The sequence below is a fragment of the Pasteurella sp. P03HT genome (genome assembly GCF_054052285.1).
On sequence record NZ_JBSIUM010000001.1, the window covers coordinates 372,591 to 385,562 of the forward strand.

A 12,972-nucleotide genomic window follows, 5' to 3' on the forward strand; every position below is an offset into this window, starting at 1 on the left:
TTATCCTTGCTGTAATTGTAATAACACTTCACAGTATATTGAAACGTCAGGCTTATCTTCTGCTTTTCTAAGCTCCAACGAAGACAGCATAAGCCGTGGAACATCCCGTAAAAGCGTCCTAAAAAAATCCTGAAAATCCTCAAAATTACTTTCAATTTGCATATGTAATTGAGGCGTAGACTGAAATGACCACTGTAATGATTGAAGTTTAATGGGTTCTGAAATACGTTGAATACGCTGGTTGATCAAGCTGATCTCATTCGTTAACTCAGGAGTCAGGACGGATTCCTGTGTATTTTGCTTTAATGTAGCTAAAATCCGCTGTTGATGTTGTAACTCTTCTTGTCGCTGCAATACCATACGCTCTATTTGCTTAGTGTGTTGATATTGCATCGTTAATTGGAATACAAGAATGCTCCATCCACAGATCACACAGGACATCAATAACAAAAAACGTTTTATAGTGGGTAACTGCAATAGCTTGATTAACCATCTATCCGAATGAACAAAATACTTCAATGTCATTGCTCCATAATCAATAGTTCAAACTGAAATGAAATTTGTGTCGGTTCAGGCTGAAAATGAGTTAACTCCGTTTTTTGAAATAACGGGTGATTTAAGAAAAACTGGTGTACATGCTCAAATTCAGTTTGGTTGACGACATAACCTTGCACGTCTAAAACACCTTCGGATAAACGTAATTCAATCAACTCCCCCTCTTCTAAAGGTAATCCAGCCAGTGCATTTAATACGTGTGTTAACAGGTTTTCATTGACTAGAATTGATGTCTCATTGACTCGATAACGCTGACGGAGTTGTTCAACATGATGTGACACACTTTGTAAAGTGTCATCAATCTGTTGCAAATGAGTCGAATACTCTGTTTGCTTTTTTGTCAGTGTTTCTGACAAAAAAGAAAACGCAACATAACCACTCAAAAAACACAGTAAAGCCAATCCAGTATGCAATACAAATAAACGGAGCTGATGTCGATAATACCTCTGTCGCCACGGTAACAAATTGATTTGATATGCCACATTTTTCCTCTCTTCTCTCAATTTATTCTTTCATTAACGATGCCGTATCTTGTCCCCATAACGCATTGCCTAAAGCAATCACAGGTAAATCAGAGCGAATTTCACGCCAGCCGTCTGGTAACATAGATAAAGTAGGAGTACGCTGATAAACAAAAACGCAGTCTGGTTCTTCGTTAAAACGCGTACAAAATTGTTCATAGAGCGTCATCAAATTTGAAGATCGTTGTTGTAAGACATACAATTGTTGCGATTTTTCTAAAACTGCAATACTGCCGAATTCATCTTGATATAAAAATAGTTGACTCTGTTGTTCTGTACTCTGTGCTAAAAATTGTAAACCTCGTAGAATAGCATGTGCCAGATTATCTAATACTTCGATATTTAATTTAGATAATGGAGCTAAATATTGCTGTGCAATCGCTTTTTGAATCGCAAACACAGTTAATTGACAACCTTGTTTAACTGTCTTCTGGCTGTAGTCAAACCAAAGTTCAGAAAGTGGGATATCCAGCTCCTGCGCTAACAAAAAACAACATTGCTGTTCGCATTCTAAGCTGGACAATGACTGAGGGAGTAATATGTTTTTCGTCCAAATTTGATGGGGTGAAATAGCACTAATAAACATTAACTGAATAGATGTTTTTGGGGGAAAATGACTTAGAATATGTTTTTCTATTTCGGAAAGATGCTCAACAGTTGAATAAAAAACCTGTGCATGATGCGCTAAATCAAACCAAACACACTCAAGAGATTGCCCACTTTTCCACACACCCACGTTAATCATTATGGTTTTATTTTGCCACATAATTCCTCCTTCTCTTTACGGATTATTTACATTTTTGCTGAACTTTTAGCTTTGGATTTAGTCTGGTTATCTTTATACTGTCAGTAATTTTTTGAGCTTTTTGAGAAGCAAGCACTAACCAAGAGAGAATCTTTCGATGCGGATCGCAAAATTAATATTAAGCACCCTATTAACGTTGTTCGTATTAGGCTGTGTCGCGGTAGGCGCGGTATATGTCTATTTAAAGGCAGATTTACCAGATGTAGAAAGTTTAAAAACAGTTGAACTACAACAACCAATGCAAATCTACACGGCGGATGGAAAACTCATTGGTGAAGTAGGAGAACAACGTCGTATTCCAGTTCCTTTAGCGCGTATTCCCCAGCAATTGATCAACGCGGTTCTGGCGACAGAAGATGCACGCTTTTATGAACACCATGGTTTAGACCCGATTGGTATTGCACGCGCCGTGACAGTGGCGATCACAAAAGGCGGCGCCTCACAGGGTGCGAGTACCATTACACAACAATTGGCACGTAATTTCTTTTTAACACCAGAAAAATCCATTGAGCGTAAAGCCAAAGAAGCCGTTTTAGCGATCGATATCGAAAATACCCTCAGCAAAAATGAAATCTTAGAGTTGTACTTAAACAAAATTTATTTAGGTTACCGCTCTTATGGTGTTGCCGCTGCTGCTAAAACCTATTTTGGTAAAGAATTGGATCAACTGACATTATCAGAAATCGCAATTATTGCAGGGCTACCCAAAGCCCCTTCTACTATGAACCCTATCTACTCATTAAAACGTGCAACAGAGCGACGCAATGTAGTATTGGGGCGTATGCTCACAACGAAATATATCACTCAACAGGAATATGATGCGGCACTCAAAGAACCAATTGTAGCTCGTTATCATGGTGCACAAATTGACTTTCGTGCAGATTATGTGACAGAGATGGCGCGTCAAGAAATGGTAAGACGTTTCGGCGAAGAAAAAGCCTATACAAGTGGTTTTAAAGTTTACACAACCGTACTATCCAAAGATCAAGCTCAAGCACAAAAAGCCTTACGCGATAATTTAATTGATTATGATATGCGTCATGGTTACCGTGGCGGTGCACCACTTTGGAAAAAAGATGAGGCGCCTTGGGAAGCAGAACGCATCTTGGGTTTCTTAAAAAAACTCCCCAATACAGAACCGCTCTTACCTGCTGCCGTGTTAGCAACCAATAAATCTGGTCTTGAACTGTTGCTCGCCTCTGGCGAAAAAATGAACTTACCAAACAGTGCCATGCGTTGGGCGGGTAAAAAAACACCTCAAGTCGCAGATCAAATTTGGATCCGTCAACGTGATAACGGTGAGTGGATTCTGGCACAGGTTCCAGAGGTCAATTCTGCATTAGTCTCTTTAAATAGCGATAACGGAGCAATTGAAGCATTGGTTGGTGGATTCAGTTTTGAACAAAGCAAATTCAACCGTGCAACACAGTCCTTAGTACAAGTTGGTTCCTCTATCAAACCCTTTATTTATTCAGCCGCATTAGAGAAAGGTCTGACATTATCAAGCGTACTCCAAGACTCTCCATTGATATTGAAAAAAGCGGGACAAAAACCTTGGGCACCCAAAAACTCCCCAAATCGCTTCGATGGTCCAATGCGTTTACGCGTAGGATTAGGTCTATCGAAAAATATGATTGCTATTCGCGCTATGCAAATGGCAGGCGTTGACTTTACTGCCGAATTTTTACAGCGCTTTGGTTTCAAAAAAGATCAGTTCTTTGTTAGTGAAGCATTAGCATTAGGGGCGGCGTCTTTTACGCCACTAGAAATGGCACGTGGCTATGCTGTATTTGATAATGGTGGTTTCTTAATTGAACCATTTATCATTAATCGCATCTTAGACAACACTGGCAAAGAAATTTTCTTAGCGAATCCTAAAATTGCTTGCGTAACTTGTCATGATATCCCTGTCTTATATGGTGAAACAGAGAAACTGGACGCGTTTAAAAACTATGATCTGAGTTTAACCGAGAATTTAAATGTTGATGTATCCGATGAAGGTGGCGAAGATGGTGCAGGCGAGATCATTCCAGATATACCTGATTTACAACCACTTGCTAACCAAAGTATTGATGAAAATAATCTGCACTTTATGGCTGATGCCAAAACAGAACAGTCTGAAACACAATATGCACCACGAGTGATTAGCGGTGAATTAGCCTTTCTTGTGCGTAGCGCATTGACCTCGGCAATTTATGGTGAACCAGGTAAAAGTTGGGTCGGTACAAGTTGGCGACTTTCAAAAGCGTTTAAACGACAAGACATTGGCGGCAAAACGGGAACAACCAATAATTCCAAAGTAGCCTGGTATGCGGGATTTGGTGCCAATCTTACCACTGCGGTCTATGTTGGGTTTGATGATAATAAACGTAATTTAGGTCGCGGTGAAACAGGAGCAAAAACAGCAATGCCCGCATGGCAAGCCTATATGCAAGTCAGTTTATCTGATATCCCTGAACGTAAATTAGCACCACCACCAAACATTATCGAGAAACGCATTGATACTGGTTCGGGATTGTTAACAAGCAGTGGTGGACAAATAGAATACTTTATTCAGGGAACGGAGCCGAAACGGACGTATGTAGAAGAACAAGGCTATTACATTCCCCCTAATGTGACGACGCCAAGCCATCTTCCTGCGAGCAATGAACGGCAAGAACTTTTCTAAAATAGACCGCACATGAAAGCCACTTCGATGAAGTGGCTTTCTTTTCTCTCATTATTGCTGCTTATTTCTGACTTTGGTGTAATAATGCTTGCAAACTTAAACGCACAAATTGTATCTTTTCTGCGCTTTCCTCATAAAGCAAACCAATATCACCATTTGGTAATTCCGTTAAACTGTTATAGGCATAATGACCTGTACTAATTGTTGTTGAATTGAGCCATTTAATCGAACTATCTTGCTTCACTTCACCTAGCCAAACTTTACCATTGGCGCGAATACGGTTTGTAGAATGAGGATTTGCAAACAGCACATATTCTTTTCCACCAATACGTTTAGAATATTTAATCACCGACATTTGTGAATAAGGATCTAATAAAACTTCATCAAACTCTCGTTTATTTAGCCATGTAAATCCACCATCTTTACTGGTCGCAATATGTACTTTGCCATTCAAATTACGTGAAAACATTTTCAAATCACCATTATCTAACTGAATGAGTTGGGATTCAGTTAATTCATAATGACTATTATTTAATAAACGAGACCCACCTGCTGCATGCAAAATACGATCTGTTGGCGACTCACCACGAACCCAGGTGTTTCCCCCATCTTGACTAATGATCACGGCTGCTGATTGTTTATTCTGTTGATTCGTATAATAAATCGGCATGACTAATGAACCATCTTTCAATTGAATCCCGTTACCAGGTCCCGTCCCTAAAAAACGCATCCAATCTGCTTTCACATATGCCGTCAGATCCCGTGGATTAGACCAGGTTTGACCGTCATCATCACTGTACATCATCCATAAATAACTGGTTATTTTCGTTTTTAGTGGCGCGGCTTTGGAGGTAGCGGCATTCGTTTGTAAAAAAATATTCCCAAGCCATTTTTTGCCTTGGTATAAATCCCCTAAATCATTGAATCCAATCTCACGACGCCCTTCGATAACGACACGATAATTGGTTGGTTTATTCTTCGAATTAAAAACGATACCTTTCTCTCGTACAGTATAGTAATTACCCGCCTGATCCGTTAACTCGCGGTAAAATCGTCCGTTAATCTTTTTATACCCTGTTCCTTCCGCTGAAGGATGTTGGTTAATACCAAAAAAACCTTTTGTTTCAGGGAACATATCGACAAACAAAAACAAACGTCCCGTTTTTTTATCTTGAACCATGAGAGGATCAATAGAAAAAGCAGCGTTTTCTTGCCCATAATGTTGGCTAGGTAAATCTAAAATGACTTGTTCACCTAACCAGGTTTTCCCACCATCTAAGCTACGACGAATGACCGTATCAATATTTCCCCAATCTTCCGCATGTTGATGACGTTTATCGATAGCCGCAATCACCACATGATTTTTTGTGGTAAATAAGACAGGAATGCGATACTTTTGAGCCCCATTTTGCCCTTCTTGAAACAGAGTAGTGGTATCACGTACAACAGGACTTACTGTTTTCTCAGCGTGAGGCTGTATAGGGGAAGCCGATGCTGTTGCGCGAATAATGGGGGAAACGAATAAGGCAAACATCATGAACGCCAATGCCTTTTTCTTCATACTCACTTTCTCAATATGGATAACAATAGGCAAAATGTAACAATACGTCACCATAAAGTAAAATTCTACCATGTCATTTTGAGAATCTGATCACAAACCCTCAGGATGAATTGATTGAACATCTTGTATGTGTTATCAACATCCATATGACCACAACTTCCCGATACCGCACTTCATCATATCGTTACGAAAAAGACAAAATCCCCCCTGTTGAAAAAGGAGTAGTGGTGATCACGTTAATTTGCTTTATAATGTCGGTAAAGACTCTACTCGCTTATATTAAAGGCAAATATTTATGCTCAGTTATCGTCATAGCTTCCATGCTGGCAACCATGCTGATGTGCTCAAACACATCGTGTTAATGCTCATCATTGAAAATTTACAAGCAAAAGAAAAAGGATTTTATTACTTAGATACTCATGCAGGCGTAGGTCGCTATCGTTTATTCAGTGAAGAAGCAGAAAAAACAGCCGAATTTGAGGAGGGTATTGGACGCCTTTGGGAGCGTGATGATTTACCAGAAGAAGTCGCTCGTTATATTAAACTCATCAAAAAATTCAATTATGGTGGCAAAGAGCTTCGTTACTATGCTGGTTCACCACTCATTGCAGCGACAATGTTACGCCCACAAGATCGTGCATTGCTGACAGAATTACACCCAAGCGACTTCCCTTTATTGCGTAATAATTTTAAGGAATTTGAGAATGTCACGACTAAACGTGATAACGGTTTTGTGCAAGTGAAAGCCACGCTACCACCGAAAGAACGTCGTGGTTTAGTGCTTATCGATCCACCTTACGAGCTGAAAGAAGACTATGATCTCGTCGTCAATGCGATCGAAGAAGGCTACAAACGCTTTGCGACCGGTGTTTATGCGATTTGGTATCCCGTTGTATTACGCCAACAAATTAAACGTATGGTGAGAAATTTAGAAAATACGGGGATCCGTAAAATTCTACAAATTGAATTAGCCGTACGTCCAGATTCAGATCAACGTGGTATGACTGCAAGTGGAATGATCGTGATTAATCCACCTTGGACACTTGAACAGCAAATGAAAAAAATTCTGCCTTATTTAACTGAAACCCTTGTGCCAGAAGGAACGGGTAGTTGGTCTGTAAATTGGATTACACCAGAATAAGCAATTACCAATCGAACCAATATACAATGCCTCTTTGCGTTGTATATTGTTATTCTGCACAATAGATAAATTTATCGTAACCACTTATTAGAAGGAATCGAACGATGACCAAACATTATGATTATATTGCTATCGGGGGCGGTAGCGGTGGTATAGCCTCAATTAACCGTGCGGCAAGCTATGGCAAAAAATGTGCCATTATTGAAGCAAAACACTTAGGTGGTACTTGTGTTAACGTAGGATGTGTGCCGAAGAAAGTAATGTGGTACGGTGCGCAAATTGCAGAAGCGATCAACCTTTATGCGCCAGATTATGGCTTTGACATTCAGGTCAATAAATTTGATTTCGCCAAATTAGTCGAAAGCCGTCAAGCGTATATCGGTCGTATTCATAATTCTTACAACAATGTATTAGCGAAAAATAATGTAGATGTGATTCAAGGTTTTGCTAAATTTGTGAATGCCAATACTGTTGAAGTGAATGGCGAACACATTACTGCGGATCATATCTTGATTGCAACAGGTGGCCGCCCAAGCCGTCCTGCGATTCCAGGTGCAGAATATGGTATTGATTCTGATGGTGTATTTGCTTTAAATGCCTTACCAAAACGCGTTGCAGTTGTCGGCGCAGGTTATATTGCGGTTGAACTTGCGGGTGTAATGAATAGTCTTGGTGTTGAAACGCATTTATTCGTTCGTCAACACGCGCCATTACGTACTTTCGATCCATTAATTGTGGACACATTATTAGAAGTGTTACAACAAGATGGTATTCAACTACACACACAAGCCATTCCACAAGAAGTGATCAAAAACGCAGATGGTTCATTAACTATTAAATTAGAAGATGGTCGTACGCAAGAAGTGGATTGCTTAATTTGGGCAATTGGTCGTGAACCAGCAACGGATGTCATCAACCTTGCAGCCACAGGCGTGAAAACAAACGAACGTGGTTTCATCAAAGTCGATAAATACCAAAACACTAACGTGAAAGGCATTTATGCAGTAGGTGATATTATTGAAGGCGGGATTGAATTAACCCCCGTTGCAGTGGCTGCAGGTCGTCGTCTTTCAGAGCGTTTATTTAACAATAAACCCAATGAGCATTTAGATTACAATCTTGTTCCAACGGTTGTGTTCAGCCACCCGCCAATCGGCACGGTTGGTTTAACGGAACCAAAAGCAATCGAACAATATGGTGCTGATGAAGTAAAAGTCTACAAGTCTTCTTTCACCCCAATGTACAGTGCGATTACACAGCATCGTCAACCTTGCCGAATGAAACTCGTTTGTGTTGGTAAAGAAGAGAAAATCGTTGGTTTACATGGTATTGGTTTTGGTGTCGATGAAATGATCCAAGGCTTTGCGGTGGCGATCAAAATGGGGGCAACAAAAGCTGATTTCGATAATACTGTCGCAATCCACCCTACAGGTTCTGAAGAATTTGTAACAATGCGTTAATTAATAAAAAGGCGGTTTCAAACACCGCCTTTTCTCATTAAAACTTTTCAAAAATTGACCGCACTTTTGTGCAGTCTAGCCTCAACTTAAGGTGCAATTTTCTCTTTATAATGTAAGCGACATACTGATAGATAAGTATCATTCCCGCCTATTTGAATTTGGGCACCATCCCGTACGACTTCGCCCTCTTCATTCAAGCGTAAAACAAAGTTAGCTTTTCGCCCACAATAACAAATCGTTTTGAGCTCTTCCAACTGATCTGCCCAAGCCAATAAATATTGACTACCTTCAAATAACTCAGATTGGAAATCCGTACGTAAACCGTAACACAGCACAGGGATATTTAATTGATCAACGACTTCACTCAATTGATAAACTTGTGCCTTAGTTAAAAATTGTGCTTCATCAACTAAAATGCAATTCAGTTTTTCCTGTTCAAGATGTTGTTGAATTTCTTGCAATAAATTGCTGTCCTTATGGAAAAGTCGCGCATCTTGACTAATACCAATGCGTGATGTCACTTTTCCCACACCAAAACGATCGTCAATCGCCGCAGTATAGACCAGCGTATTCATATTACGTTCTTTATAATTATAAGAGGATTGCAACAACGTTGTCGATTTTCCCGCATTCATTGTTGAATAATAAAAATAGAGCTTTGCCATACTTTTCCCGTCTTATTTTAAGGCCCATTTCCAAATAAAATAAAAAATTGCACCAGTTAAAGGGGGTAAGGTCGCTAACATCAAAATACCCAATGTCGTACCACCACCGACTAAACGCCCCGCTAATGTTAAATAATCAATCAATTCTTCTGTTGGCAGCATGAATACAGTAATTGCAATAAGCAAGAGCGTAACCCCGCAGCCTACTGCAGCAGCACGTACTGCGTTTAAGTTATGTTGAACCATCGTGATTTCTCACCCTTCATTTGTTGTTATTGCAGATAATTCTGTCATTGCCCAACGTGGTTTCACGTCAATGACTAACTCTTGTTGCTCACCTTGTTTCAAGCGCAAAAAGCCTGTATAGGCAATCATCGCACCATTATCGGTGCAAAACTGAGGCTGAGGATAAAACACTTCTCCTTTTAGCTGTTGCATTAATTGTGCAAGATGATAACGAAGCTGTTTATTTGCACTCACTCCACCCGCAATGACTAACCGTTTAAAGCCCGTTTCTTTCAGTGCACGACGACATTTAATCGCCAATGTATCAACAACGGCTTGCTGGAAAGCATAGGCAATATCCGCCTTAGTTTGCGGCGTGAGCTCGCCTTCTTCTTGAATTGCTTGCGTAATCGTATTCGCCGCAAACGTTTTTAAACCCGAGAAGCTAAAATCTAAACCAGGACGATCCGTCATCGGACGCGGAAAAATAAAACGATCGGGCTTACCACTCTCAGCTAAACGAGATAATGCCGCCCCACCTGGATAATCTAAACCGAGCAATTTTGCGGTTTTATCAAATGCCTCTCCTGCCGCATCATCAATCGATTCGCCTAGCAACACGTATTGACCGACGCCATCCACACGCACTAACTGCGTATGCCCGCCAGAAACTAACAATGCCACAAAAGGAAATGCAGGTGGATGTTCTTCTAACATTGGGGCTAATAAATGCCCCTCCATGTGATGCACACTAATTGCAGGTACATTCCAAGCATAAGCCAAGGATCTCGCGATCGTCGCGCCCACTAATAATGCTCCTACGAGTCCTGGACCTGACGTATAAGCAATGCCATCAATATCTTCAGGTGTTAAATTTGCTTCAGCTAATGCGGCTTGGATAAGAGGAGCAGTCTTACGAATATGATCACGCGAGGCTAATTCAGGCACCACACCACCGTAATCAGCATGCAACGCAATTTGGGTATAAAGCTGATTCGCGACTAACCCTTTTTCTTCATCATAAATTGCTACGCCTGTTTCATCACATGATGTTTCAATGCCTAATACTCGCATTTGTTATTCCTTTACCGTTTAATGAATGATGGAATTTTACCTTGTTTATTGTCCTTTCACCAGTTTACAATGATTTTTACGCAAAAGATCAAACTTCCCTTTGCTTTTAAGTGAAAAGTAGATTAAAATTGCGACCTTTATTGAATAAGCCGTTTATTCCAAACGGTAAAATAAATTAGCAATTGCAAAATTAATTCCATTGAGGTGATTGGCTTATGCCTGTAATTAAAGTACGTGAAAACGAATCATTTGACGTTGCATTACGTCGTTTTAAACGCTCTTGCGAAAAAGCTGGTATTTTAGCAGAAGTTCGCAGCCGTGAATTTTATGAAAAACCAACTACTATCCGTAAACGTGAAAACGCAACACGTGCTAAACGTCATGCAAAACGCGTTGCTCGTGAAAATGCACGTAACACACGTTTATACTAATACGATATAACGTATTTAAAACTCGAGTTATACAAACCGTGAAACCGACGAGGTATCACGGTTTTGTTTCATTTAATACGCTCCATTTTACTTTCTAACTAAAGGGCATAAACTTGATGAAAGGCTCAATTCCACGCACATTTATTGATGATCTGTTAGCAAAAACAGATATTGTGGATCTTGTCAACTCAAGGGTTAAGCTCAAAAAAGCGGGTCGAGACTACCAAGCCTGCTGCCCGTTTCATCACGAAAAAACACCTTCATTTACAGTTAGTCAGAAAAAACAGTTTTATCATTGCTTTGGCTGTGGTGCGCATGGGAATGCGATTTCGTTCTTAATGGAATACGATAAATTAGAATTTATCGAAGCCATTGAAGAGCTTGCTGGTCTGCTCGGTTTAGAAATTCCGCGTGAAAATAAACCGCACTTTAATAGTAAGCAAATCAATTATCAAACTAAGCGTAACTTGTACGAGCTCATGCAAGACATTGCACAGTTCTATCAACAGCAGTTGCCACAACATATCCCTGCACAAAGCTATCTGCAACAACGTGGGCTTTCACCTGAAATTATCGCACGTTTCCAAATTGGTTTTGTGCCGAATAGTTTTGATGCCGTGTTACAACGCTTTGGTAGAACCAATGAAGATCAACAAAAACTGTTCGATCTCGGTATGCTTTCACGCAATGAACAAGGGAAAATCTACGATCGTTTTCGTCATCGTATTATGTTCCCGATTCGAGATCGACGAGGGAGAACCATTGCCTTTGGCGGCCGAGTATTAAATGATGAAAAACCGAAATATCTCAACTCGCCAGAAACCGTCACATACCATAAAGGGAATGAGCTATATGGACTATATGAAGCCTTACAAGTCAACGAAAGTCCTGACATGTTACTGGTCGTTGAGGGTTACATGGATGTGGTTGCACTCGCACAATTTGGGGTGAACTATGCCGTGGCTTCCCTTGGAACCGCAACTACCGCAGAACAAATTCAATTACTTTTTCGTACAACAGAACAAGCAATTTGTTGCTATGATGGCGACCGTGCAGGTCGGGAAGCTGCGTGGCGCGCCTTTGAGAATGCTTTACCTTATTTAGAAGATGGTAGACAGCTGAAATTTATTTTTCTCCCAGAAGGAGAAGACCCCGATTCCTTTATCCGTCAACACGGTAAAGCTGGATTCGAAAACTACATTCAAAAAGCACAATCGCTCAGTGATTTTTTATTCTCAAGTTTATCACCACAAGTGGACTTTACTAGCAAAGAAGGAAAAACGAAATTAGCGGCGTTAGCTGTCCCACTAATCAAAAAAATTCCAGGTGAAATGCTACGTTTATCCCTACGCAATACCCTAGCTCAAAAACTCGGTATTTTGGATCAAGCTCAGCTAGAAAGCCTGATCCCCACATATTCCGAGGTGAAAATTAATCTTCCTCCACAAGCTGTCAAAAGAACACCAATGCGCTTATTAATCGGATTATTACTGCAAAATCCAGAGCTTGCGCAACTCGTTCCTGATTTGACGCCATTGCGAATACTGAATGAATCGGGACTCGATTTATTCGAAAAACTGACCGCACTTTGTCGAGAGCGAGTCGGCATCACCACTGGGCAGATTCTGGAATATTGGCGTGATACAGAACACTGTAAGGCTCTTGAAATTTTGGCGGTTTGGGATCATCTTGTTGAAGATGAAAAAATTGAAGAAACATTCAAAGATACATTGCGTTACTTTTATTTCCAGCTCATAGAACAAGAAATCGATGCCCTCATTGCTAAAGATCGTGCAGAGGGATTAAATACAAGTGAACGACAAAAGCTAACACAATTATTAATGAAAAAACAACAAAAAGCATAGT

Annotated in this window: 12 protein-coding genes; 5 read left to right on the forward strand and 7 right to left on the reverse strand. The window is 40.3% G+C overall.

Features of this window, described 5'->3' with window-relative positions; genetic code table 11:
- Genes ACWIT3_RS01815 through ACWIT3_RS01825 form a run of 3 tightly spaced genes read right to left on the reverse strand, consistent with a single transcriptional unit; the run spans position 1 to position 1,842 of the window.
- Positions 1 to 525, reverse strand: coding sequence for a hypothetical protein (locus ACWIT3_RS01815; protein ID WP_457161118.1), 525 nt, complete (start codon positions 523 to 525; stop codon positions 1 to 3).
- Positions 522 to 1,037, reverse strand: a complete 516-nt coding sequence (locus ACWIT3_RS01820; RefSeq protein WP_457161119.1) for a hypothetical protein — start codon at positions 1,035 to 1,037, stop codon at positions 522 to 524. Before ACWIT3_RS01820 ends, ACWIT3_RS01815 begins: the two co-directional genes overlap by 4 nt.
- Before the next feature lie 22 nt (positions 1,038 to 1,059).
- Complete coding sequence (locus tag ACWIT3_RS01825; protein WP_457161120.1) at positions 1,060 to 1,842, reverse strand: competence protein ComA; 783 nt, start codon at positions 1,840 to 1,842, stop codon at positions 1,060 to 1,062.
- A gap of 136 nt (positions 1,843 to 1,978) precedes the next feature.
- Here ACWIT3_RS01825 and ACWIT3_RS01830 point away from each other — a divergent pair, with 136 nt between their 5' ends.
- Positions 1,979 to 4,549: a penicillin-binding protein 1A gene (locus ACWIT3_RS01830; protein ID WP_457161121.1), complete on the forward strand. Its 2,571-nt coding sequence runs from the start codon at positions 1,979 to 1,981 to the stop codon at positions 4,547 to 4,549.
- 61 nt (positions 4,550 to 4,610) lie between these two features.
- On the opposite strand, the gene ACWIT3_RS01835 is transcribed toward ACWIT3_RS01830, so the two are convergent.
- Entirely contained in the window at positions 4,611 to 6,110 is a 1,500-nt protein-coding gene (locus ACWIT3_RS01835; protein WP_457161122.1) for a sialidase family protein, read from the reverse strand.
- Positions 6,111 to 6,405: 295 nt separating this feature from the next.
- Here ACWIT3_RS01835 and ACWIT3_RS01840 point away from each other — a divergent pair, with 295 nt between their 5' ends.
- Together ACWIT3_RS01840 and gorA are read left to right on the forward strand one after the other, a co-directional pair.
- Positions 6,406 to 7,251 (forward strand): 23S rRNA (adenine(2030)-N(6))-methyltransferase RlmJ, encoded by an 846-nt coding sequence (locus ACWIT3_RS01840; protein ID WP_457161123.1) that lies wholly within the window; start codon positions 6,406 to 6,408, stop codon positions 7,249 to 7,251.
- A 104-nt stretch (positions 7,252 to 7,355) separates the two neighbouring features.
- Positions 7,356 to 8,711, forward strand: a complete 1,356-nt coding sequence (gene gorA, locus ACWIT3_RS01845; RefSeq protein WP_457161124.1) for a glutathione-disulfide reductase — start codon at positions 7,356 to 7,358, stop codon at positions 8,709 to 8,711.
- An 86-nt stretch (positions 8,712 to 8,797) separates the two neighbouring features.
- Here gorA and ACWIT3_RS01850 read toward each other — a convergent pair whose 3' ends face one another.
- Genes ACWIT3_RS01850 through tsaD form a run of 3 tightly spaced genes read right to left on the reverse strand, consistent with a single transcriptional unit; the run spans position 8,798 to position 10,675 of the window.
- Complete coding sequence (locus ACWIT3_RS01850; protein WP_457161125.1) at positions 8,798 to 9,376, reverse strand: thymidine kinase; 579 nt, start codon at positions 9,374 to 9,376, stop codon at positions 8,798 to 8,800.
- Positions 9,377 to 9,388: 12 nt separating this feature from the next.
- Positions 9,389 to 9,622 carry a hypothetical protein gene (locus ACWIT3_RS01855; protein WP_457161126.1) on the reverse strand — a complete coding sequence of 78 codons (234 nt, stop codon included), beginning with the start codon at positions 9,620 to 9,622 and terminating at the stop codon, positions 9,389 to 9,391.
- Between the two features lie 9 nt (positions 9,623 to 9,631).
- Entirely contained in the window at positions 9,632 to 10,675 is a 1,044-nt protein-coding gene (gene tsaD / locus ACWIT3_RS01860) for a tRNA (adenosine(37)-N6)-threonylcarbamoyltransferase complex transferase subunit TsaD (protein WP_457161127.1), read from the reverse strand.
- Between the two features lie 215 nt (positions 10,676 to 10,890).
- On the opposite strand from tsaD, the gene rpsU reads away from it, so the two are divergent.
- Both rpsU and dnaG read left to right on the forward strand, forming a co-directional pair.
- The gene (rpsU, locus tag ACWIT3_RS01865; protein ID WP_005717672.1) at positions 10,891 to 11,106 is read left to right on the forward strand and encodes a 30S ribosomal protein S21; all 216 of its coding nucleotides are present in this window, start codon (positions 10,891 to 10,893) and stop codon (positions 11,104 to 11,106) included.
- Positions 11,107 to 11,222: 116 nt separating this feature from the next.
- Positions 11,223 to 12,971, forward strand: a complete 1,749-nt coding sequence (gene dnaG / locus ACWIT3_RS01870) for a DNA primase (protein WP_457161128.1) — start codon at positions 11,223 to 11,225, stop codon at positions 12,969 to 12,971.
- Position 12,972: the final 1 nt, after the last annotated feature.